This window comes from Pseudomonas sp. NFPP25 (assembly GCF_900116505.1).
Taxonomy (GTDB): Bacteria; Pseudomonadota; Gammaproteobacteria; order Pseudomonadales; family Pseudomonadaceae; genus Aquipseudomonas; species Aquipseudomonas protegens.
Genome location: NZ_FPBG01000007.1, coordinates 318,568 through 339,137 on the forward strand (window position 1 = coordinate 318,568; position 20,570 = coordinate 339,137).

General features: G+C 60.5%; 23 protein-coding genes and 2 pseudogenes. 14 read left to right on the forward strand and 11 right to left on the reverse strand.

The window, feature by feature from the left end; translation table 11 throughout:
* Nucleotides 1-15: 15 nt before the first annotated feature.
* From BM382_RS26710 to ykgO, 7 genes are all read left to right on the forward strand, one after another.
* Nucleotides 16-906, forward strand: coding sequence for a LysR substrate-binding domain-containing protein (locus BM382_RS26710; RefSeq protein ID WP_011062101.1), 891 nt, complete (start codon nt 16-18; stop codon nt 904-906).
* A gap of 16 nt (nt 907-922) precedes the next feature.
* The gene (gene thrC, locus BM382_RS26715) at nt 923-2,299 is read left to right on the forward strand and encodes a threonine synthase (protein ID WP_072444438.1); all 1,377 of its coding nucleotides are present in this window, start codon (nt 923-925) and stop codon (nt 2,297-2,299) included.
* Between the two features lie 22 nt (nt 2,300-2,321).
* Nucleotides 2,322-2,759 (forward strand): Lrp/AsnC family transcriptional regulator, encoded by a 438-nt coding sequence (locus tag BM382_RS26720; RefSeq protein WP_011062099.1) that lies wholly within the window; start codon nt 2,322-2,324, stop codon nt 2,757-2,759.
* A gap of 375 nt (nt 2,760-3,134) precedes the next feature.
* Nucleotides 3,135-4,178 carry a homoserine dehydrogenase gene (locus tag BM382_RS26725; protein WP_011062098.1) on the forward strand — a complete coding sequence of 348 codons (1,044 nt, stop codon included), beginning with the start codon at nt 3,135-3,137 and terminating at the stop codon, nt 4,176-4,178.
* A 10-nt stretch (nt 4,179-4,188) separates the two neighbouring features.
* Complete coding sequence (locus BM382_RS26730; RefSeq protein WP_011062097.1) at nt 4,189-5,595, forward strand: aldehyde dehydrogenase family protein; 1,407 nt, start codon at nt 4,189-4,191, stop codon at nt 5,593-5,595.
* Between the two features lie 155 nt (nt 5,596-5,750).
* Nucleotides 5,751-6,965 carry a TPM domain-containing protein gene (locus tag BM382_RS26735; RefSeq protein ID WP_072444436.1) on the forward strand — a complete coding sequence of 405 codons (1,215 nt, stop codon included), beginning with the start codon at nt 5,751-5,753 and terminating at the stop codon, nt 6,963-6,965.
* A gap of 186 nt (nt 6,966-7,151) precedes the next feature.
* Nucleotides 7,152-7,301, forward strand: a complete 150-nt coding sequence (gene ykgO, locus BM382_RS26740; RefSeq protein ID WP_011062095.1) for a type B 50S ribosomal protein L36 — start codon at nt 7,152-7,154, stop codon at nt 7,299-7,301.
* A gap of 80 nt (nt 7,302-7,381) precedes the next feature.
* On the opposite strand, the gene BM382_RS26745 is transcribed toward ykgO, so the two are convergent.
* Complete coding sequence (locus BM382_RS26745; RefSeq protein WP_011062094.1) at nt 7,382-7,576, reverse strand: hypothetical protein; 195 nt, start codon at nt 7,574-7,576, stop codon at nt 7,382-7,384.
* Nucleotides 7,577-7,799: 223 nt separating this feature from the next.
* Here BM382_RS26745 and BM382_RS26750 point away from each other — a divergent pair, with 223 nt between their 5' ends.
* Both BM382_RS26750 and BM382_RS26755 read left to right on the forward strand, forming a co-directional pair.
* Entirely contained in the window at nt 7,800-8,684 is an 885-nt protein-coding gene (locus BM382_RS26750) for a LysR substrate-binding domain-containing protein (RefSeq protein WP_011062093.1), read from the forward strand.
* 186 nt (nt 8,685-8,870) lie between these two features.
* Nucleotides 8,871-9,707 (forward strand): bifunctional allantoicase/(S)-ureidoglycine aminohydrolase, encoded by an 837-nt coding sequence (locus BM382_RS26755; RefSeq protein WP_011062092.1) that lies wholly within the window; start codon nt 8,871-8,873, stop codon nt 9,705-9,707.
* A gap of 115 nt (nt 9,708-9,822) precedes the next feature.
* On the opposite strand, the gene pseH is transcribed toward BM382_RS26755, so the two are convergent.
* Together pseH and BM382_RS26765 are read right to left on the reverse strand one after the other, a co-directional pair.
* Entirely contained in the window at nt 9,823-10,380 is a 558-nt protein-coding gene (gene pseH / locus BM382_RS26760) for a UDP-4-amino-4,6-dideoxy-N-acetyl-beta-L-altrosamine N-acetyltransferase (RefSeq protein ID WP_011062091.1), read from the reverse strand.
* A 210-nt stretch (nt 10,381-10,590) separates the two neighbouring features.
* Nucleotides 10,591-10,791 (reverse strand): hypothetical protein, encoded by a 201-nt coding sequence (locus tag BM382_RS26765; RefSeq protein WP_019094218.1) that lies wholly within the window; start codon nt 10,789-10,791, stop codon nt 10,591-10,593.
* Between the two features lie 544 nt (nt 10,792-11,335).
* Between BM382_RS26765 and BM382_RS26775 the strand changes: the two genes are divergently transcribed.
* Nucleotides 11,336-11,992 carry an HD domain-containing protein gene (locus tag BM382_RS26775; RefSeq protein WP_011062090.1) on the forward strand — a complete coding sequence of 219 codons (657 nt, stop codon included), beginning with the start codon at nt 11,336-11,338 and terminating at the stop codon, nt 11,990-11,992.
* A 3-nt stretch (nt 11,993-11,995) separates the two neighbouring features.
* Here the strand turns inward: BM382_RS26775 and BM382_RS26780 are convergent, their stop codons facing one another.
* Nucleotides 11,996-12,772 (reverse strand): hypothetical protein, encoded by a 777-nt coding sequence (locus tag BM382_RS26780; RefSeq protein ID WP_072444434.1) that lies wholly within the window; start codon nt 12,770-12,772, stop codon nt 11,996-11,998.
* 405 nt (nt 12,773-13,177) lie between these two features.
* On the opposite strand from BM382_RS26780, the pseudogene BM382_RS26785 reads away from it, so the two are divergent.
* Both BM382_RS26785 and BM382_RS26790 read left to right on the forward strand, forming a co-directional pair.
* A pseudogene (locus BM382_RS26785) lies at nt 13,178-13,782 on the forward strand (glycoside hydrolase family 19 protein).
* On the forward strand, nt 13,779-13,958 hold the full coding sequence (locus tag BM382_RS26790; RefSeq protein WP_041118972.1) for a DUF2514 family protein: 180 nt from the start codon (nt 13,779-13,781) through the stop codon (nt 13,956-13,958). Before BM382_RS26785 ends, BM382_RS26790 begins: the two are co-directional and overlap by 4 nt.
* Before the next feature lie 132 nt (nt 13,959-14,090).
* Here the strand turns inward: BM382_RS26790 and BM382_RS26795 are convergent, their stop codons facing one another.
* Nucleotides 14,091-14,402 (reverse strand): hypothetical protein, encoded by a 312-nt coding sequence (locus tag BM382_RS26795; RefSeq protein WP_225368698.1) that lies wholly within the window; start codon nt 14,400-14,402, stop codon nt 14,091-14,093.
* A 243-nt stretch (nt 14,403-14,645) separates the two neighbouring features.
* Nucleotides 14,646-15,326, reverse strand: a complete 681-nt coding sequence (locus BM382_RS26800; protein WP_072444430.1) for an SOS response-associated peptidase family protein — start codon at nt 15,324-15,326, stop codon at nt 14,646-14,648.
* Nucleotides 15,327-15,676: 350 nt separating this feature from the next.
* Here BM382_RS26800 and BM382_RS26805 point away from each other — a divergent pair, with 350 nt between their 5' ends.
* Both BM382_RS26805 and BM382_RS26810 read left to right on the forward strand, forming a co-directional pair.
* Nucleotides 15,677-16,192 (forward strand): hypothetical protein, encoded by a 516-nt coding sequence (locus BM382_RS26805; RefSeq protein WP_011062084.1) that lies wholly within the window; start codon nt 15,677-15,679, stop codon nt 16,190-16,192.
* A 120-nt stretch (nt 16,193-16,312) separates the two neighbouring features.
* Nucleotides 16,313-16,477 (forward strand): annotated as a pseudogene (locus BM382_RS26810) (IS5/IS1182 family transposase); the annotation flags it as partial.
* Between the two features lie 457 nt (nt 16,478-16,934).
* On the opposite strand, the gene BM382_RS26815 reads toward BM382_RS26810, so the two are convergent.
* From BM382_RS26815 to BM382_RS26835, 5 genes are all read right to left on the reverse strand, one after another.
* Entirely contained in the window at nt 16,935-17,984 is a 1,050-nt protein-coding gene (locus BM382_RS26815) for a phage integrase (protein ID WP_072444428.1), read from the reverse strand.
* A 1-nt stretch (nt 17,985) separates the two neighbouring features.
* Entirely contained in the window at nt 17,986-18,228 is a 243-nt protein-coding gene (locus BM382_RS26820; RefSeq protein WP_041774360.1) for a DUF4224 domain-containing protein, read from the reverse strand.
* 245 nt (nt 18,229-18,473) lie between these two features.
* Nucleotides 18,474-19,226 (reverse strand): adenine nucleotide alpha hydrolase family protein, encoded by a 753-nt coding sequence (locus tag BM382_RS26825; protein ID WP_072444426.1) that lies wholly within the window; start codon nt 19,224-19,226, stop codon nt 18,474-18,476.
* Nucleotides 19,227-19,381: 155 nt separating this feature from the next.
* Nucleotides 19,382-19,717, reverse strand: coding sequence for a hypothetical protein (locus BM382_RS26830; protein ID WP_072444424.1), 336 nt, complete (start codon nt 19,715-19,717; stop codon nt 19,382-19,384).
* Between the two features lie 49 nt (nt 19,718-19,766).
* Nucleotides 19,767-20,507: a hypothetical protein gene (locus BM382_RS26835; RefSeq protein ID WP_083541090.1), complete on the reverse strand. Its 741-nt coding sequence runs from the start codon at nt 20,505-20,507 to the stop codon at nt 19,767-19,769.
* Nucleotides 20,508-20,570: the final 63 nt, after the last annotated feature.

Sequence of the window (20,570 nt, forward strand, 5' to 3'; positions counted from 1 at the left end):
CATGAGAGCCAGGCCATGAAGCAGAAAAGCTTGCCCCCGCTGAACTGGCTGCGCGCCTTCGAGGTGTCCGCCCGTTGCCTTAACTTCACCCACGCCGCCGAGGAACTGTTCCTCACCCAGGGCGCGGTCAGCCAACAGATCCGCCAGCTGGAAAGCCACCTCGGGGTGGCGCTGTTCAAGCGCCTGCCCCGCGGCCTGGACCTGACCGAGGAGGGCCGCTCCTACCTGCCGGTGGTGCAGGACGCGATCACCCGGTTGGCGGTGGGCACCAACGAAATTTTCGGCCAGCACAAGCGCCGGCCGATCAAGGTGCGCGGCAGCCTGGCGTTTTTCGTCCACTGGCTGGCGCCCAAGCTGGCGGATTTTCAGCACAGGCACCCGCTGGTGGATATCCGCTACATCAGCAATATCTGGGTCAAGGAGCTGGACGGCGAAGACGACCTGGAAATTCGTTGGGGCCACGGCCACTGGCCGGGGCTGGTGGCCCAGCGCCTGACTTGGGACACGCTGTTCCCGGTGTGCGCCCCGGCCTTGCTGGACAAGGCGCCGCTAGAGGTGCCGGCGGACCTGGCCCGGCACCCGCTGCTGCATGTGCTGGGCTACGAAGAGGGCTGGGGCTACTGGCTGCAGCGGGCCGGCGCCGAGCAAGTGGATTCGTCCCGGGGGATGCAGTTCGACACCCTGATTTCCACCTTGCGCATGGCCGAACTGGGCCTGGGCGTGGCCCTGGCCCGTTCCTCCATGGTCGACCAGATGCTCGCCGACGGGCGCTTGCTGGAGCCTTTCAGTCAGCGCATCGAGGCCAGCGAATCCTTTTACCTGGTGCGTGGCGCCGGGGCCGATCCGCACCCCGATGCGCTGGAATTTTCCACCTGGCTGGTGGAGCAGGCCCATCGCCATAAATGACTGGCCGGAGCCAAACATGCGTTATGTGAGTACCCGCAGTACCGCCGAGCAGGTGGATTTCGAAAGCGTGGTGTTATCCGGCGTGGCTGCCGATGGCGGGCTGTACGTGCCTGCCGAGCTGCCACGCTTCAGCCCCCAGGAGATCGCCAATTGGTCGACCCTGGATTACCCCGAACTGGCCTTCCGGGTGCTCAGCCCCTTTGTGGGCGACTGCCTGCCCGAGGCGGACTTCAAGGCCTTGCTCAGCCGCGCCTACAGCGGCTTTGGCCACCGCGCGGTGGCGCCCCTGCGACAGATCGACCGCAATGAATGGGTGCTGGAACTGTTCCATGGGCCCACAGGCTCGGCCAAGGATTTTGCCGCGCGGTTGCAGGCGCAACTGGTGGGCTATTTCCTCCAGCGCCGGCAGCGCCACGGGGTGCTGGTGGGGGCCAGCAACGGCGATACCGCGCTGGCGGCTATCGACGCCTTCAAGGACTGCCCGCAGACCCAGGTGCTGGTGTTCTATCCGCAGCACGGCGTGCCCGAGCAGCAAGGGCAGCAGTTGCAGGCGGCACACAACCCCGGGCTGTGGCGCTTTGCCGTGCAGGGCAGCTTCGACGACTGCCAGACCCTGGTGGCCCGCCTGCTGCGCCAATGGCCCCTGGCCGAGCGCGAGGTGATCGGCTTCAACTCCAGCAATTGGGTCGGGGTCATGGCCCAGCTGGTGCTGTATTTCCATGCCGTGCTGCAACTGGGGGGCGGCCAGCGGCCCATCGGTTTCAGCGTGCCGGCGGCCAGCTTCGCCGAGGTCTATGCCGGCTATATCGTGCAGAAGATGGGCCTGCCCATCACCCAGATGATTGTCGCCACCAACCGCAACGACGCCCTGCACCAGCTGTTCCTGAAGAACCGCTATTGTCGCGCCGAGGCCAGCCAGAGCCTGTCGCCGGCCATGGACCTGTCGCTGTTCGCCAACCTGGAGCGCCTGGTCTGGGAGCTGTATGGCCAGGACCCGCAGGCGGTGGCGGTGCTGATGCAGGGCTTCGAGGACAGCGGCGAGATGACCCTGGACAACGAGGCCTGGCTCCAGGCGCGGATGATCATCGACTCCTATTCGGTCAGTGATGAAGAGACCGGCAAGGAGATCGTCAGCCTGTATCGGGACACCGGCTACGTCATTGACCCCCATGCCGCCACCGGCGTCCTGGCGGCGCGCCTGTACCGCCGCAGCCTGGTGGCACCGATGGTCACCCTGGGGGAGATTGCACCGGCCAAGTCGGCGCGCCTGCTGAGCTCGCTGGGTATTCCCGGGCTGGCACCGCAGCCACTCGCGGCGCCTTCCACGGCGCAGTGGCAGGCACTGGCGGCGGATGATTTTGCCGCCGTACTGCACTGCCTGAAGGCACTGTGATGGGCACCGCGAAGGAGGCTTCATGAAGCGGATCCTGGATCCACTGGACGAATGCATCATCGCCGAGCTGACCCGCAATGCCCGGGCGGCTCATGCCGAGCTGGCGGCCAAGGTCAACCTGTCGCGCAACGCGGTGCGCCAGCGCATCGAACGCCTGGAGCGCGACGGAGCGATCCAGGGCTACACCATTCGCCTGGGCGAAGGGCGCGGGGCGGATACCCGGATCAATGCGCTGATCTTCGTCTACCGCTACGACCGCATGCGCGGGGCCGATGTATTGCAGGCGCTGCGCGCGATGCCGGAGATCATCCAGTGCGAAGTGCTCAGCGGCGAGTTCGATGTGCTGGTGCGGGTCAGCGCCGCCAGCGTAGAGCGGGTGCACCGGGTGTGGAATGACATCGCCGCCTTGCCCGGGGTGGAAAACACCGTGACGTCCTTTGTCTTGTCCTCTGTGGCCTGAGCGCAGAGCCGGATCTTCTGGCCTCCTGTAGCCGCTGCCGAGCCTTTGGCGAGGCTGCGAAAAGGGCCGAAGGACCTTCCTGCGCGGTCAATCAGCATGTTGCGATGAATGGAACCCTGTGTGGTGTCCTGTTGGACCGCACCGCCAGGGTTAGCGTCTCCTGCGGAGCCGGGTGCAGCTTTCGGCAGCGGCTACAGGGGCAGTCTTGGTTGCGGGTTTTGCGTAGCCAGCGCCTGTGAGCGCAGCCTTCGGCAGTGGTCACGGGCGCTGGGCAAAATGCTCAGCAAATACAGCAAAACGGCATATTTCACTGCCCGGTCCCGACCCCTAACCTTGTGTCCATCAGCTTCTCAACCCGGATGGAACACAACAAAAATGACTGAATACAACATCGCCCTGGTGGGCTTCGGCGGGGTCAACCGGGCCCTGGCGCAACTGATTGCCGAGCGCAATCAGGCGTGGAAAAAACAACTGGGTTTCAGCTTGAAGATCGTTGGCATCAGCGATCTGTTCCTGGGCTCCATCGTCGCTTCCCAGGGGCTGGATGCCGGTCTGCTGAGCAAGCTGCCGGCAACCAAGGGCGCCTTGGCGCAACTGCCGGGCGGCCAGGTGGAGGCGCTCAACGAACAGGTGATCAAGGACTCCGGCGCCGACATCATTGCCGAGGCCACTTTCACCAACCCGGTGGACGGCGAGCCAGCGAGTACCTTCTGCCGTTGGGCCCTGGAGCAGGGCAAGCACGTGGTGACCACCAACAAGGGCCCCATTGCCCTGCACAGCGCCGAGCTCAAGGCCCTGGCCCAGCGCAATCTGGCGGCCTTCGAATACGAAGGCGCGGTGATGAGCGGCACCCCGGTGATCCGCATGGCCAAGCAGTCCCTGGCCGGCAGTGGGCTACTGGGGTTCGAGGGCATTCTCAATGGCACCTCCAACTTTGTGCTGACCCGCATGGAGGCCGGCCTGGGCTTTGCCGAAGCGGTGGCCGAGGCCCAGGCCCTGGGGTATGCCGAGGCCGATCCGAGCGCGGATGTCGAAGGCTTTGACGTGCGCTTGAAGGTGGTGATCCTGGCCAACGAATTGCTCGACGCGCAGTTGACCGTCAGTGATGTCAGTTGCCGGGGTATCTCCGGCCTGACGGTCAAGGACCTGGAGCAGGCCCGTGCCGAGGGCGCGCGCTGGAAGCTGATCGGTTCGGCCCAACGCCTGGCCGATGGCTCGCTGCAAGCCAGTGTCGAGCCGCGCCTGTTGCCCCTGGCCCATCCGCTGGCGGGCATTGGCGGGGCGATCAACGCGGTGTCGTTCAACACCGAACTGCTGGGCGCGGTGACGGTGTCCGGGCCGGGCGCTGGGCGCATCGAGACCGCCTTTGCCTTGCTCTCGGACATCATTCACATCCACCAGTCGCGCTTGGCCCGCTAGGAGCATGCCCATGAACCTGTCACGTCTGGCGCTGGCCGCCGATTCGATTGATGTCTGCAGCCCCTTCGATGGTCGGCTGATCGGGACAGTGCCACGCCTTGAGGCCTGTGCCGTGCCCTACCTGTTGCAGCAAGCCCGCCAGGGTGTCAGCGACTGCGCGGCGCTGCCGCGCTATCAGCGGGCACGGATTCTGGAGCGGGCGGCCCTGAACATCGAGCGCGACGCCGAACATTTCGCCCGGTTGATCGTCGATGAAGCGGGCAAGACCCTGAAACAGGCGCAGAAAGAGGTCAAGCGCTGCATCAACACCCTCAAGCTGTCGGCCGAAGAGGCCAAGCGCAATGCCGGCGAGGTGCTGCCGTTTGATGCCTATGAAGGTTCGGAAAACCGCCAGGGCTGGTTTTCGCGCGAGCCCTTGGGGCTGATCCTGGCGATCACGCCTTACAACGATCCGTTGAACCTGGTGGCGCACAAGCTGGGCCCGGCCATCGCCGGGGGCAACGGGGTGATTCTCAAGCCCTCGGAGCTGGCGCCGCTGTCGGCGATCAAACTGGTGGACTACTTGCGCGATGCCGGCCTGCCGACCTCGGTGGTGACCCTGGCCACCGGTGGTGCGGACCTGGGCAAGGCCCTGGTGGAAGCCCGTGAGGTGCGCATGGTGTCGTTCACCGGCGGCTTCGTCACCGGGGAGCAGATCGCCCGCAGCGCCGGGTTGAAAAAGCTGGCCATGGACCTGGGAGGCAATGCGCCGGTGATCGTGATGGCCGACTGTGACCTGGCGGCGACGGTGGAAAGCTGCGTGTCCGGGGCCTTCTGGGCGGCGGGGCAGAACTGCATCGGCACCCAGCGCCTGCTGGTCCAGGCCTCGATCTATGAGGCGTTTCGAGAGGCTTTTGTGCGCCTGGCTCGGGAGCAGGTCAGTGGCGACCCGCTGGCCAGCAGCACGGACATCGGGCCGATGATCAGCCTGCAGGCGGCGCAGAACGCGCAGAAGGTCGTGGATGAAGCGCTGCAACAGGGCGCGCGTTTGCTCTGTGGGCATCAGCGCCGGGGTTCCTGTTACGCCGCCACGGTGCTGGAGAATGTCGACCACGGCAGTCGCCTGTGGCAGGACGAGGTCTTTGCGCCAGTGGTGGTCTTGCAACCGTTCGACGATCTGGATCAGGCCATCGCTTTGGCCAATCAGCCCGAATACAGCCTGCATGCAGGGATCTTCACCAATGACCTGCGTATCGCTATGGACGCTGCGCGGCGGATCGAGGCGGGTGGGGTGATGATCAACGACTCTTCCGATTACCGTTTCGATGCCATGCCCTTTGGCGGCTTCAAGTACGGCAGCCTGGGCCGAGAAGGGGTGCGTTTCGCCTATGAGGAAATGACCCAGCCCAAGGTGGTGTGCCTCAACCGCCTGGGCTGAGGCTGATTGCAGCAACACGACAGGTCGCCGGGCACCGGGCAGGTTTGGTCACCTGCCCGGTGTTTTTTGCTGGCGGTGAGGTGCGGTGAATCGGTCGCGGTACGGGCAGTGGTAAAGTTCGCCGCTTCAGGATGAACGATGCGGGAAGCGGGCCGATGATCAAGGTGTGGTTGCAACAAGGGCGTGGCCTGTGGCTGGCGCTGTTTCTCGGGCTGCTGTCGCCGGCCCTGGTGCACGCCGAGGAGGCGCCGCCGGGGCTGGTGAAGGTGCCCCTGGACCGGCGGGTGATCGACCTGACCGCGACCCTGGATAGCGCCACCCAGGAGCGGATGGTGCACAAGCTGGAGGCGCTGGAGCAGCGCCGCGGCGCGCAGATCGCGGTGATGCTGGTGCCCAACCTGGGCCAGCAGAGCATCGAGGCCCTGAGCAACCAGTTGTTTCGCGCCTGGAAGCTGGGGCGCAAGGGGGTAGACGACGGCATCCTGCTGCTGGTGGCGAAGAACGACCACAAGGTGCGGATCGAGGTCGGTTATGGCCTGGAACCGGTGGTCACCGACCTGCTGGCCGGGCAGATCATCGCCCAGGACCTGACCCCGGCCTTTCGTCAGGGCGACTTTGCCGGCGGTATCGACCGTGCCCTGGATGACTTGATCCTGCTGGTGGACGGGGGCTCGTTGCCCGAGCCTGCGGGGCTGGCGGTGCCGCTCGAAGCCTATGCCTTGCTGCTGGCGTTCGTTTTCGGCTCGGTGGCGGGGGTGATGCTGGCCGCCGGCTGGAACTGGCGCCGGGTGCTGGGGGGCGCAGTGGTGCTGATGGCGGTGCTGGTGGGAGCCGTGGGCGGCCATGAGTGGCTGGCGCAGTTGTTCCTGGTGCCGCTGTGCATGTTGATCGGCGGTGCGACCTTCGCCGGGCTGTGGCAGGCGCGGCGGGTGTTCTACGGGGTGCTGGGGCTGCTGCTGTACATCGGCCTGCTGACCCTGGTCAGCCAGTATCTGGGCCGTTTGACTTTCCTCTACGGCCTGGCCTGGCCGGCGGGGGTGCTGCTGGTGCTGGGCGGCCATTGGCTGCTGTACTGGATGATGCGCAACAGCTGGCGCAAGAGCCCCCGGGGCTTTTTATGGCGCTTTGCCGTGTTGCTGACGCTGGTTCTACTGATGGGCCTGGGTGTGGATGCCTGGCAGGCGGCGCAGCATTGGCTGAGGGTCGTGCCGTTCGCCTATTTCCTGAGTTTCATCCTGTTTGCCGGCGGCAGTGGCTTTCGCTGGAGCAGTGGCGGTGGCAGCAGCAGTGGCGGCCGCTCAAGCTCGGGTGGCGGTTTCTCCGGGGGCGGCGGTTCCAGTGGCGGCGGCGGGGCGTCGGGCAGTTGGTGAGGCTGGGCGCGGTAATGATCACGCAGCCGTCCTGCTCTCCCAAGCCTGCGGGGCCGGGCAACGGGCCGATGGCGGCGCGGAGAATCGTTGAGCGGTCAGGGTGGCGGAAATTGATGGTTGATAATAATTCTCATTGGTGAATATGATATGTTATTACATTAATTTCAGTCCCAAGGAAGCGTTGCCATGAAAGTCCTGTCGTCCCTCAAAGAAGCCAAGAATCGTCACCGCGACTGCCAGATCGTCAAGCGTCGCGGTCGCATCTATGTGATCTGCAAATCCAATCCGCGCTTCAAGGCTCGCCAGGGCGGGGCGAAGAACCGGAACAAGGGGTGAGTGCGGGGGCGGTCGGGAGTGACAAGGCGCTGCTGGAGCGAGCCAATCCCGACAGCACCCAGGCATGGGGGGCAGGTTTTTCAGTCGTGCAGCAGGGTCGAGCCGTACTCGTTGAAGCTGTTGCCCAATGCGCTGTTGCCGTTGAGATTCAGATTGCTCACGCCACCGCCAAGCCGGCACTTGTCCGAATAGCAGGGGTGGGTGGTCGCACTGGAGCAGGCGCCCAGTAGAAGGGTGGCGCCGATCAGCAACACCTTGAGGCAGTTCAACTTCATTTTCAGCATCTCCAGAGCAGGGTCAGGGATAGAGCGAACCGGAGCCTCATCCTACGCCGTTACATGTCGGTACACATTGCCAATCAGGCGGGCCCGGAAAAAATATCTGCCGTGCTTGCAGGATGCCGCCTTGGCACGGGGCTGCTCAGCGCCGCGGGGGCAATTGTGTCCTCGGGCCAGACCCGGTAGAAAGGCGCAACGCATTCAGAAAACAGATACCAGCATGAGCGACATTGAGAAACCCAATAGCCGCCTGTTCGACCTCGACTTGCTGCGGGCCATTGTCACGGTGGCCGACTGCGGTAGTTTCACCACGGCCGCCACTCGCTTGCATTCCACCCAATCCACCATCAGCCAGAAGATCCGCCGCCTGGAGGAGATGGTCGGGCAGCGCCTGCTTGAGCGCGGCAATCGCGATGTGTTGCCCACCGATGCCGGCGAGACCCTGCTGGGATATGCCCGGCGCCTGCTGGCACTGAACGATGAAATGTTCGAGGCGCTGTCCGGGGCCACGGTGGTGCTGACGGTGCGTATCGGCGTGCCGGACGACTTCGCTGCCGGCCGCACCACCGAGCAACTGGCTGCGTTCAACCGGCGCTATCCCCAGGTCAAGCTGGAGGTCACCAGCGGCATGAGTCGCGACCTCAACGCCAGTTATGACCGTGGCGAATTGGACCTGGTGGTGCTCAAGCAACTGCGCAACAGCCGCGAGGCACTGGCCTGCTGGCCGGAGAAGACCCGATGGGTGGATAGCGCGAAAAACCCCTGCATCGATCTCGACCCGCTGCCTATCGTTACCTTCCCGCCGCGCGGGGTGTACCGCGATGCCATGATCAATGCCCTGGAGGCGGTGGGCCGGCGCTGGCATATCAGCTTCACCAGCTCCAGCCTCAGCGGCCTGCAGTCGGCCATTGCCGATGGCATGGGCATAGGCCTGCTGCCATTGCGTGCGGTCACAGCTGGCCACCAGGTCCTGTCCAAAAGCACCGGGCTACCCTCGGTGGACGTGTTCGAGGTGGCGTTGCTGCACCGCCCGGCGGCAGATCCCATGGTCAAGGAGCTGGCGCGAGTCTTGTCGCGGGTGCTGGCCCAGGACACTCAGGGCTGAAGTCGCGCGGCATTCGATAAATGAATATGGCGGATTCCAGTATTTAATTTGTGCATGTGCGTAACGCTGGATATCGTGGTGGCCAGCAGCGGTCTGCGCCGCTTCCCTGGCGCGTCGACCCGCAGGTTTGTTCACCCTGGCGGCGTTGCCGCGCGGGGCAGCAAAACAACAATGAGGAGAGTCTCCATGTCCAAAACCACCTATTACGCGCCTCACGGCGGGCACCCGGCACAGACCGAACTGCTCACCGACCGCGCAATGTTCACCGAAGCCTACGCCGTGATCCCCAAGGGCGTGATGCGCGACATCGTCACCAGCCACCTGCCGCACTGGGACAACATGCGCATGTGGGTCATCGCTCGTCCGCTGTCGGGTTTCGCCGAAACCTTTTCCCAGTACATCGTTGAAGTCGGCGCCAATGGCGGTAGCGACAAGCCCGAGCAGGACCCCAACGCCGAAGCGGTACTGTTCGTCGTCGAAGGCGAGGTCAACCTGACCCTGCAAGGCCAGGTGCATGTCCTCAAGCCCGGCGGCTATGCCTTTATCCCACCGGCTGCCGACTGGAAGCTGCGCAACACCAGCGGCACCGAGGCGCGTTTCCACTGGATCCGCAAGCACTACCAGAAAGTCGATGGCGTGCCATACCCGGACGCTTTCGTCACCAACGAGCAGGACATCGAGCCGCGGGTCATGCCCGATACCGAAGGCCGCTGGAGCACCACGCGTTTTGTCGACATGAGCGACATGCGCCATGACATGCACGTCAACATCGTCAACTTCGAGCCGGGCGGCGTGATTCCGTTCGCCGAGACCCATGTCATGGAGCACGGCCTGTACGTCCTGGAAGGCAAGGCGGTTTATCGCCTGAACCAGGATTGGGTCGAGGTCGAGGCCGGTGACTTCATGTGGCTGCGTGCCTTCTGCCCACAGGCCTGCTACTCCGGCGGCCCGGGTCGTTTCCGCTACCTGCTGTACAAGGATGTGAACCGCCAGATGCGCCTGACCCTCAACGCAGCGCATTGATCCGATGGCAGTGCAGGGGCCGTTCTGGCCTCCGCACTGCTGAACGGCGAGTGACAGGAACCGGCGATCATTCGCCGGTTTTCTTTTGTCTGAGGGGCAGGGTAGCTGCCTATGCCTAGGACTCTCGCTGACCGAGCCGCGCGATCAAACCTTCAAGGGCCGGACGCTTGTCCTGCCACTCCTGGCGAGTAATACCTAGCAGCACTACGTCGATTCGCTCGCCGTCTTTCAGAATGTTCTGGCGCCGCAGGCCTTCCTGTACGAATCCAAATTTCAGGTGCAGCCTGATCACCGCTGTATTGCTTGCGAGCACCTCGCAGTTGAGTTTGTCCAGAGCAGCTTGATTGAAGGCATAGTCGAGCAACCAGAACTCCATGAGACTGCCCAGGCCTTTGCCTTGAAGCTCGGCGTCCAGGTAGAACGCCCAGTCGGCAGTTTTCTGCAGGGCATTGATGGCGTTCAGGGACACGACCCCCAAGGCTTGCCCGGCATCGACCGCGACAAACACCTCCTGACGCGGGTTGCCTTGAAGGCTGCTCAGCCAGTTTGCATGCTCCTGTTCGCTGATTTCATGGGAGGTGTACATGTATTTGCGCACCTCCTGCTGGTTGCGCAGCGCGCGCACTTGGGCTTGAACGGTGGGGCTGCTAGCAAGCAAAGGAATGAGCTGCATGGGAGGGTCCTGGATTGGAGGCGAGCCTGAGGTGCGATCTTCAGGCGCGAAGATTCTTTCAGACTAGAGATTATTCGGCCAGCAAGCTTGCTGCAGGTGTCGGGAGATGCTGGAGGTTCGCTTCAAGCGAGGAGGGATCGGCCTGGGCGGCCAGTGCCGGTTTATATGAGGGCTGGGTGTAATCAGGGAGGGAGCGCTGTTGCGCTGCCCTCACATCTCGATGGTTGGAATGGTGGTCTTGCCGCAGCTTATAAGTTGCCCTGCGGTTACCTGGAGCCCATTGCTGGGCTTGATGCTGTAGCCGATAAGGACGCCTGCCATTACCAAGGCCATGTATAGAGCCGTTTTTCTCAAGATCATGCCGGTGCCCACTGAATGATTGATCGGAAAGCGTGCAGCACTGATTGCCATTCCGGAAAAAGGTTCCTGCTACAGGTGAGTAACGGATACAGCGTGTGGCATTGGCCAGGGTTGTCGATTGGCTTGCCTTATCGGTAAAGTCCCAGCGCGTCGTCAGCGTGCTTGTCAGTCGTCCCAATCCACCTGCGGACACAGTCCATGGTTCATTCAGACCACCTTGCCAGCTACGTCAGTGCAAGCCTGGGAGTTGCATCGCCTCGCACCGCGCTACTTGACAACGCGAGTCAGGAAAGCCGGCTCGATCAGGGGGACACCGTCACCGCCGACGATGACAGGGCACTCATCAAGCGGCTAGCAGAGCAGGGCGGTTTCCCAGCGATGCAGCCTGCGTCGAAGGCTGGATCTGCCATGAAGGGGTTCGCCAACCTCTCGACAAAATCATCCGCCCTGCTCACATCAGCTTCACCAATGAATGCCGGGATGCTTATTGGCTCAAGTACTTCTCTGCTTAGCCGCCGATTCTCTATAGCGCCGAGATATCTGCTCGAGTCGTTTCGCCGACGCTGCAGGATCAGTACTTCCATGGAGCCACGAAATGCTTGAAGAGCCGTTTTTTCCTTACCAGAGCCTGGCGTCCGACTTGCTCGCTTTCCTGCCTGAGGACAGCACGGACGGCTCTCACGATCTTTCTCATATTCATCGGGTCTGGATGAATGTTCGGCGCCTGCAGGACAAGGAAGGTGGGGACCTGGAGGCGTTGCTTGCCGCAACCCTCTTGCACGATTGCGTGGCCGTCGAGAAAAACTCGCCATTGCGGTCGCAGGCATCCACTCTTTCGGCCAATAAAGCAGCGTCTATTCTGCAGCGCATGGGCTGGCCTGCCCCGCGTATTGAGCTTGTTGCCCACGCGGTCCAGGCTCATAGCTTCTCCGCGGGCGTCGAACCCCTCACCCTGGAAGCCAGGATCCTTCAGGACAGCGACCGCCTGGACGCCATCGGCATGATCGGAGTCGCCCGTTGTTTCTACATCGCTGGGCGAATGGGCTCTGCGCTGTACGACATCACAAACCCCACCGCCATCGGCAGGCCCTATCAAGACAAGCGTTTTACCATTGAGCACTTCCACACCAAGCTACTCTCCCTTGCCTCGGGATTTCAGACGGTCGAAGGGGCGCGGTTGGCGGCAGTCAGGCATGCGCGCCTGAAGGATTTCCTGGACGGATTCATGGAGGAGATCGGAGCCCCCGATTAATCGTCAGGCCGTAGGCCTGACGCGGAAGGCCAGGAACACCGGGCCGAATGGGAAGGTGCTGACTTCCAGCTCATCCAGGGGATTGAGCGTGCGCGTGCGGCCCCCTGCGTTGCTGTAGATCATGTGGCTGCTCGACACCGCGATGTTGATCTTGCCGGCGGCGGCCTGGATTAGCGTGGCCTTGAACCCTTCAGTCACATCGTCACCTATCGTGAGCGTGACGTCGGTGTCGCTAATGACCAGGATCGACTTACCTGAATCCGCCATGGTCAGAGGCCTGCTGCTGGTGATCGAGACATTGGGGTGCACATGGCCCCCGGCGTGGTAGCTGACCATCCTGGGGTCGGCGAAGACCCGGGCGAAGGAACCGACATAATTGACACTGGCGCGCATGTCATCGAATTGTTCGACCACATAGGTGCCGATGCTGCCCGAGACCTCGCCGTTGGGGTCCAGAACCCACTTGCGTCCGACCATCAGCCCAATCTGGGTGTTGGCCCGTACACCGGCACGCATCTCCTCGAGAAACAGCTGGCTGATCTGGCCGCCGCCTTTGCCCTGGACATAGGTAAAGCGTGCTATGGAGTGGCTGTCCCCGGTAGGGCTGCCTTGGGCTGTATCGATTCGGTAGTCGACAAAGTCCGCTGATACCGTGGTGGTCGTGGTGTTGGCGTTAGGTGCCCAGGTGAAATCCAAGACCCTTCCGGTTTTCACCTGTTCCAGCGATGTGGTGGTCTGCGAGGTCGTAGTAGAGCCTGACTGCTTCAAATCATCGTTCATGCTGCTCATCCTTAAGTGAAGTGCGTGCTTGAGTGCGGGCCGAAATGCCCGGGGCATATGACCGCCGCCATATCGCCACTTTTCCTGAAAAGCCCTGGTGTCTCGCTTGATACGTATGGAGTTCCTGCCTCGCTCCAGGGGCGTGAGGGGAAGCAGACAATCGGCTGTTGCGGTGCCTCCAGTGTGTGCGGTGCTGACTCGAGTTGGTTGCTGTATATATATACAGTATTCGAAGCTTGAGCACGGCGCGACTTGCGCCGACGAACTGTAGGGGGGGAGGGGGTGGTGCTGGGTCGGCAGAATGCCGGAGGCGGGCTACAGCAGTACCCGTTCAATCCACAGCTGTAATTGAAGCGTCCGAATGCGCCCCCCTGAGCGGGTTTTTTATTGCCTGGAGAAAAATAAATGCCGATCACCGAGCAGCAGTTGCTGCAGATCCTCCCTCAAGCCCGCCAAGTCGCGGGCTTTTTTTGCCTGCACTGAATGCGGCGATGGCGCGCTTCAAGATCAACTCGCCTGTGCGGATGGCCGCGTTCATTGCCCAGGTAGGGCATGAGTCGGGGCAGTTGACGCGCATGGTCGAGAATCTGAACTACAGCGCTGATCGGCTGCGGGCAGTCTGGCCGAACCGTTTCGACGCAGCCCTGGCTGCCCAGGTGGCCCGCAAGCCTGAGCAGATCGCGAACATCGTCTACGCCGGCCGTATGGGTAACACGCTGCCGGGTGATGGCTGGAAGTACCGGGGCCGCGGCCTGATCCAGTTGACCGGTGCAAACAACTACCGAGCCGTCGCCGCTGCCTTGGGCCTGGACTTAGTGAATCACCCTGAACTGGTAGAGCAACCAGAGGCTGCAGCTCTGGTCGCCGGCTGGTTCTGGCAGTCGAATGGGCTCAACGAACTGGCCGACTCTGGGCAGTTCGCGAAGATCACCAGGACAATCAACGGCGGGCTGACTGGCCATGCCGAACGGGTGGCCCTGCGTGATCTGGCCGCGAAGGTGCTGGCGTGAGCGCCTGGCTGTTACGTGGCGGCCTGCTGGTGCTGGTGCTTGCCTCTTACTGGGGGATCTATCAGCACGGACGGTCGAACGAGAGCGCAGAGTGGCAGGCGCGTTGGAATGCCCGTGACGCCGGCGATAAGCAGGCTTGGGCTATTGAGCAGGCTTATGATGGGGTGTGGAAATAACTATCTTGGCTTAGAGGAAAGGGCACTGAATTTCTCCCGTACATGCTCAGCGTACCCCGCACTGAAATGACCAACATCATGTGCGATGTTGGTCATTAGTGGTGTGTTTGTTAGTTTAAAGATTCTTCGATGTTATTGAACTTCCAGCGCGAGCTTGGTGATAGTTTTTCCGCGATCCTTTACAAGGCTGTCTTCTATGAAAATTTCGCTGTCAAAGGCAACGTAATATACGCCTTGTTGGGATTGGCCTTTTACAGTCATTAAGTAACCTCTTGGGTCGTTACGTTTCCATTTGTCACCCTTGTCGGGTGCCAGAGAGTAATAGGCATCACTGATGTCGCTATCTGTGCTCCAAGTACTGACTGCAACTTGGATCTCTCTGCTTCCTGCGTTCGTGATAGATATGCTCATATTTATATTCCTTTTTTGGATTGATTGTTCCATGAGTTGGCTCCCTATTCAAAGAACTTGCAGGCTTGCTACTGCTGACTTCAATAGTTGGATTGAGTCGCGGGGGCTAACTTTTGTTGGTGCTGAAGGAAATACATGCATGTCGCAAGTTTTTTGATTTAGTACGTTTGCTGCATCGAACAGTTAAGACCATCAGCGAATGAACGCAAGGCGTTCTAAATTTTTCTAGGCTTGGTGATTTTCAGGCTGTTCAAATGAGCTGAAGTGTGAACAGGCTTATGGCAGTGTCACCAATGGCTCGATCAGTTCCGGCCCATGATTCCGCACGTTTCCGACCGCGGTGCATACCCTGAACCACTTGAAGGAGTTGGCCGATTCGCCTTGGTGCAACGCCATCTGTTCGGCGCGTTCCTTCGGCGTTGCCGGATCGAGCCATTCCCGGGCCAGGTCTGGTGCAAGGACCACAGGCCGGCGGTCGTGGATGTCGACCATTCCCCCTTCGCTATCCGCTGTGATGATCACAAAGCCTTCGTGCTCGCTTCGGTCCTGGCCAGGCAACTGTCCGATTGAGGCGCAGAGGATGGGGGAGCCGTTGCGGTGATTGATCAAGTAGGGCTGTTTCTTAGGTCCGCCTTCGTCCACCCATTCAAACCAGTTATCGATCGGGCATATGGCCCGGTGCGGCCAGATCTGGCGGAAGAACGGCCCGTGAGCCACTTTCTCGACCCTGGCATTGATCGGCGCGGCGCGGTCGGTGGCCCAATGTGGCCTCCAACCCCAGCGCACGGCGTCGGCGTGTAGTTTGTCTTCGGCGACGTGGAAGAGGGCTAGCTGCATCGTCGGCGCCGCGTTGTATCGCCCCAGGGGCTGATCACCGACGTTATTGATCAGGGCCCCGGGCATGCGGGCTGCGACGAAGTCATGGATGCCGCGGTACTGAGAGAGTCTTCCACACATGGCTGTGTCCTCGGTTGCTCTCAGCGTAGCTTTCCACGAATACCTTCAGGTATCTGCCGACCTAAAGGGGGGGGCTTTGTTGATTTCTGTTTCTGGTTCATGTGTCTAGCAAAAAGGCGAGTGCTATTTGAATTGGTTTTTATTGCTGTTGGCGATAGGGGGGGAGCAATTATTTATAGCGGATAGAAGTTTGAAATCTCTTGTTTAGAATACTATTTGCAAATTTTGACATGGGGGTTTTACCAAGCTTTAATCGACAGGGCGTATCCAAAGATTGGATTCGAGTAACAGGGAGAGGCTCTTATCAAGAGTCTCAGTAAATAAGGAAATAAGAAAATAAGGAAGTTAGAATGTCTGAATCAGCCAAAAAAACAGGCTCGCAACTAGAGGCATCACCTGCTCGCAAAGATGTCACCCTCTACGACAAGGATAAAATCAAGATCCACATGTCAATGCCCGTTACAGTGAAAGTCAATCAGAGCAAAGACGTGAGCTACGACTGCGTTCCATATTTGATGAACAACACGGGCTTTCCCGTCGAGTCGGCGGAGTTCACCATCACACTCAATAATGTGAGGAATGGTGGTGGCACGAAAGACGAGATCCTGAACGTGCAGTGGTGGGACCCACAAACTTTCACGCCGTACCGGACCATGACTTTCAGGTGTGGTCGGGTTGAGGTCGGTGAAGACAAGAAGTGTGATCCCAACCCTCTTACTTGCTCTCAAATCAATTGCCACACCACAGTGACGAACGGGAACGGCACGCAGACGCTCCAAAATACCCTGAGCATTGTCTCGCTCACTTATAAACCCACAAATCCGACCTCTGATATTGGTGATGGACCGAATATCATTATTGGCTAGTTGATTTGCGATCGCGAGGCCCAGTAGTCAGGGGCTCGCGGTCGTCCCCGGCTTTATGGATTCTCCGAACAAGTCCGCAGATGTGCTGAAATACGCCTGACTACCTGATCCGAGCCGCCCATGCGCCAGTTCGCACGCCTGACGCTCAGCGCGCCGATCCCCGAAGACACCACGATCATGAACTTCCGGCACTTCCTGGAGAAGCATCCGCTCGCACCTGCGATCCTCGCGTTGCAGGAAAAAGGCCTGTCGCTGCGTCAAGGTACCATCGTTGATGCAACCATTTCCGCCACTGCTTAATGCCAGGATCAACGGCATGGCTCAGCTCGGGATGAACATCAATGGCATTGAGGAGGTCGATGGAGCCCTATATGCGCAATCGTGGTGGTGTCGCGTTGAGTAGCAATTGGGGGTGTTTTTTGTTTGGCAGGACGCCGGGGAAGGGAGAGTTTTGCAACGATTACTAAATAGTTTTGTAACGATGCTCAAGAAGCGCCGCCTGGAAAATCCCCCAGACACAAAAAAGCCCTGAAAAATCAGGGCTTTCTCGTTGAGATTTGGCGGAGGCGTAGAGATTCGAACTCTAGGACCTGTTACAGTCGGCGGTTTTCAAGACCGACCTACAAGTCTAGATAATTCGGGCCTTTGAAGCTGTTTTGCGTCCTAATACTGCTTTGAAATAGGGCGGCTACAGGCCTTGATATGCAAGGCCCGAGCTTCCAGTTTTGGAACTCTTTTTAGGCTATTTTGTGGGCTTTGCGAGAGCCCCGATGCGACGGTAAACGCGCTCTGTTATGTCGCCTTTGGTATGACCCAGCAACAGACTTGCATCTTCCACGTTCGTGATTTCGGAGGCCGCTTTGGGCCGGATATCGCGAAACTGAAACTGACGGATTCGGCTCGCAAGAATCATGTCGCCATCCGCCTCAGCAGCTTTTGCCGCCTCATCTCGAGCGTCGTCCCAGCGCCTGCGTAGCATGGTTGTGGTAACTCGCCTGCCTTCCTCGGTCAGGATGAGATAAGGCGAGCTGTGGCTCTCGTTTCGCCGGAGAATGCTCTGCACAAGAGCTCCTAGACCTGTCTCTTTCCCCTCTACCTCCAGCATGATCCTGAGCTTTTTATGGGTCTTGTTCTGTACGACCCCTAGCGCAGATCCCTCGATGTCATCCTTCCTCATTAAAAGCACGTCTGCAGGCCGCTGGCCGCTCAAGTACGCAAGATCCATTGCGACCTTCAGCTCCTGAACAGCCTTCTTGTAGACCGCATCCCACACTGCGTCATTTGCATAGAAGTCCCGCGGTGTTTCCTTGTTCTTGCGAATGCCTTGGCACGGATTCTCCCGGGCGGTCAGCCCCCATTCCCGCGCCATGTTGAAGACGTGAGAGAGGGTAGCAATCTCCCTGTTTGCCCTAACCTTTGCGCTGCGCGCGTCACGGTACTGTGCGATCTGGGAGGGGGTGATCGCATCAATGGGTGCGTCGTCAAAGTAGGGCCTGAGCTGGCGCAGCTCGGCGCGGTTGTCCTTCTGGGTTCGCTCTCCCTTCTTCGGGATGATGTCTCGCTCGTATCGGTCGAAGATGGCCCGCATAAGGCACAGATCCTGCGGCTTGTCCTTCGCCTCCAGCTCTGCCCACTTCAGGCGCGCCAGGCTCAAATCGCTGCCAAGCGTGACCTCCTTTCCTTTGGGATCCAGGTAGTAATAGCTGACCCATACCTTTCCGTTCTTTCGCGTGCGCTGCCGCACATACATGCGCGGCGGCAGATTCCGATTTTGCGTTTTGCGGGGGCGCATATCACCTCACCTTTGAGATATCAGGTATCCACGCAGGGGTGGCCGGCGGGGGTGGCGCGAGCTGGACCACTTCCAGAGTTGCGCCCAGTTTCATGCGAACGTACTGACGCCCAACCAGGGGGCGACCGCTACGGCTCTCGACAAAAGTCCAGCCACGATCAAGGAGCCAGCGACGTTGCCAGCCCCTGAGCTTGTAGCCAGTCAGATCGGCCAGCTCCTCGTCCGAAAGGATCTCTGTTTCCATAGGGTTCTCCACGCCGCGCGTGGCGGCAGAAGGTGGTTAATCAGCCTGTAGGCGGTAGTAGGTGGTGCACCGGCACCGTGGGCAGATCATGTCGCTGACGCCCGAGCCGTACTTTTTGCTTGGCACCTTTAGCCGCTCGCTTTCCATGTGCTTGTTCTTGCAGCGGCAGCACTGAACTTTTATGTCGGGCATGCGTGTCTCCTGCCCGCAGAGCTGCAGGCTTTCCGATTGTTGAATGGGGTGTTTTAGGCCGAGAGCTCGATCAGCGGGATTCGGCTCATGTGCATCGTGTAGCCAGTCTTCTTTTCCATGGCGTTGTACTGGGCAAGCAGGTCAGGGTGATGCCGGCGACCATTGCGCAGGTCACCCTTGCTACCGAACATGCAGTACACGCAACTGAGCCGGTCGTTGCCCTCGGCGTAGGCGTAGTGGGGCGTTTGGCCGGCAGCTGCAATGGTGCTGAACACCTCTTCGGTCTTCATGTCGTGCACCACCAGCCACTCGTACCAGGTCAGCACCGAATTGCTGATGCCCATCTGGCTCAACTCTTTGCGCTTGGCCCGCCCCGGGGATTCTTCGGCGCGCAGGCCCAAGCAGTTGACCACCACCTTGTATCCGTTGGCCTTGGCATACCGGCGCACTTCGCGTTGGATAGGGCCCCGCTTGAGGTCACTGGTGCATTGCCTGGTGGATGCGGACGGCCAGCTCGGCACCTCGGGCCGGCTCTCGAAACGGCGTTCGACCATTTCCAGCAGGGTCTTTTTTGCCTTTGCTACGATGAAGGGGAGGTCGGCTGCTTCCGCTTGGTCGCGCGCCAGCTCGAGTGCGCCGGGCCACTCCATGTCACCTAGGCAGGCGTGAACGACGATCAGTTGTCGGACCGGTATCACCTCCAATAGCTTGATCAGTTGGGCTTGTGAGTCCTTGCCGCCTGAATGGTTGGCAGCGAAAAGCGCGCCGGAGGCCACCAAGGCCTCAACGTGTTCATTGAGTTTCATGGATACCTCGCCGGATTGCGTGAGGGTTGTTTTCGGGTTTGTCTTATCGCCGCCGGCGTTGCGCCGTGGCACTGTTCAGGCGTTCGCCCGGTCTATGTCTTGCCTGCTGCCCGGGCCGGGCGGACTCTTCAGTTCTTGTAGCCGCTGCTAATGAGTCATGGTTTCCAGCTTCTGCCAACGCGAAACACCATCATCAGGTTGTGATGGAGTGGCACCTTGAGAACGCTGTCGAAAAACTCGCCCTTTCCGGAGATGAACCCCGTCGGCACCTTGCTTTTTGCGGTCCCGAATTCCCGCCAGCATTCTTCGCCACCGTTCTCTTCCCAGTAGGCGCGTTCCCGCTTCGGAATCTCCTCGTAGGTGTTGTAAAATACGCAGCTATCCGGGATATCACAGATCCGGCGCCATGCCGGATGACGCCTACACCAGTCGGCGGCATGCTGAGACGCTTGCTCGGTAGAGTAAAATTCTTTGGTGTTTTGCTCAGTCATGGCCTTGGCCCCGTGTAGATCAGGTAGAGCATGTAGAGGGCGGGGAGGATCATGGCTGCCTGCTCTGTCTGACATCCTCGGCAGTGACGATATGCGGCGTGATGTCCTTGATGGTGAAGAAGTCAGGCTGGCAGTGCTTGCGCGCCCAGGCCCTCAGCGGCGCCAGTGCGATATCCAGATCAGCCTTCGCCTCTGCATTCAGCGTGGGATAGTTGTCGGCCCACTCGCCCGCGTCGCTGTCGCAGGCGCGCTCTGCCATGTGTTCGATTACATAGTCCTGGTCCGGGACGAAGTCGGCAGGGTCATCCTTGCATTCAATACCGCGATAGACCGTGCCCCCTTCATACAGGCCGAGCCTGAAGCTGGCCGGGTGTCCGTCGCCATCGCTATCATGGCCGTAGTTGTCCTTAAGCAGATCATCGAGGCTGTCGTAATCCCAGGAGCCGTTTTCACCGTCTAGCGACCATTTTTCACCGGTTACCGGCGCCTCGTAAGCAGGTACTGAGTTCGCGGCGGCTACCGGTAGGGCAGCTCTGAATTGCTTGAGGTATTCGATCTGCGTCGATCCCCAGCTATTGACCAGGCACTCGTCATCAATTGGAGCGCCTTCGTCCTCGGGCTCGCCGGATGGCTCGCCGGGCACCATGAAGAACTCACGCTCAACCGCGTGCAGCAGGCCGGAGAAGCGCTTGATGTTCTCGATATTGGCCAGCAGGGTCGACAGTTCGTGATTGGAGCTGAGGCCGAACGCGTTGTAGATGCGGGCAAGTTCCGGCTGATGTTTGGGCATGACTTCGTCCTTGGCCGCTATAGCGGCTGACTTGAATGTGGGGGAGGGGTTAGGTTTTTGCGG

Excerpts from the sequence above, each read along its gene's own strand:
- BM382_RS26765 (WP_019094218.1), bottom strand. The coding sequence starts at position 10,791 with ATGGCAATCAGTGCTGCACGCTTTCCGATCAATCATTCAGTGGGCACC.
- BM382_RS26780 (WP_072444434.1), bottom strand. The coding sequence starts at position 12,772 with ATGAACGATGATTTGAAGCAGTCAGGCTCTACTACGACCTCGCAGACC.
- BM382_RS26830 (WP_072444424.1), bottom strand. The coding sequence starts at position 19,717 with ATGACTGAGCAAAACACCAAAGAATTTTACTCTACCGAGCAAGCGTCT.
- BM382_RS26730 (WP_011062097.1), top strand. The coding sequence starts at position 4,189 with ATGAACCTGTCACGTCTGGCGCTGGCCGCCGATTCGATTGATGTCTGC.
- pseH (WP_011062091.1), bottom strand. The coding sequence starts at position 10,380 with ATGCAGCTCATTCCTTTGCTTGCTAGCAGCCCCACCGTTCAAGCCCAA.
- BM382_RS26815 (WP_072444428.1), bottom strand. The coding sequence starts at position 17,984 with ATGCGCCCCCGCAAAACGCAAAATCGGAATCTGCCGCCGCGCATGTAT.
- BM382_RS26825 (WP_072444426.1), bottom strand. The coding sequence starts at position 19,226 with ATGAAACTCAATGAACACGTTGAGGCCTTGGTGGCCTCCGGCGCGCTT.
- BM382_RS26745 (WP_011062094.1), bottom strand. The coding sequence starts at position 7,576 with ATGAAGTTGAACTGCCTCAAGGTGTTGCTGATCGGCGCCACCCTTCTA.
- BM382_RS26775 (WP_011062090.1), top strand. The coding sequence starts at position 11,336 with ATGCTTGAAGAGCCGTTTTTTCCTTACCAGAGCCTGGCGTCCGACTTG.
- BM382_RS26735 (WP_072444436.1), top strand. The coding sequence starts at position 5,751 with ATGATCAAGGTGTGGTTGCAACAAGGGCGTGGCCTGTGGCTGGCGCTG.
- BM382_RS26720 (WP_011062099.1), top strand. The coding sequence starts at position 2,322 with ATGAAGCGGATCCTGGATCCACTGGACGAATGCATCATCGCCGAGCTG.
- BM382_RS26750 (WP_011062093.1), top strand. The coding sequence starts at position 7,800 with ATGAGCGACATTGAGAAACCCAATAGCCGCCTGTTCGACCTCGACTTG.
- BM382_RS26755 (WP_011062092.1), top strand. The coding sequence starts at position 8,871 with ATGTCCAAAACCACCTATTACGCGCCTCACGGCGGGCACCCGGCACAG.
- BM382_RS26835 (WP_083541090.1), bottom strand. The coding sequence starts at position 20,507 with ATGCCCAAACATCAGCCGGAACTTGCCCGCATCTACAACGCGTTCGGC.
- BM382_RS26820 (WP_041774360.1), bottom strand. The coding sequence starts at position 18,228 with ATGGAAACAGAGATCCTTTCGGACGAGGAGCTGGCCGATCTGACTGGC.
- BM382_RS26800 (WP_072444430.1), bottom strand. The coding sequence starts at position 15,326 with ATGTGTGGAAGACTCTCTCAGTACCGCGGCATCCATGACTTCGTCGCA.
- BM382_RS26710 (WP_011062101.1), top strand. The coding sequence starts at position 16 with ATGAAGCAGAAAAGCTTGCCCCCGCTGAACTGGCTGCGCGCCTTCGAG.
- ykgO (WP_011062095.1), top strand. The coding sequence starts at position 7,152 with ATGAAAGTCCTGTCGTCCCTCAAAGAAGCCAAGAATCGTCACCGCGAC.
- BM382_RS26805 (WP_011062084.1), top strand. The coding sequence starts at position 15,677 with ATGTCTGAATCAGCCAAAAAAACAGGCTCGCAACTAGAGGCATCACCT.
- thrC (WP_072444438.1), top strand. The coding sequence starts at position 923 with ATGCGTTATGTGAGTACCCGCAGTACCGCCGAGCAGGTGGATTTCGAA.
- BM382_RS26725 (WP_011062098.1), top strand. The coding sequence starts at position 3,135 with ATGACTGAATACAACATCGCCCTGGTGGGCTTCGGCGGGGTCAACCGG.
- BM382_RS26795 (WP_225368698.1), bottom strand. The coding sequence starts at position 14,402 with ATGGAACAATCAATCCAAAAAAGGAATATAAATATGAGCATATCTATC.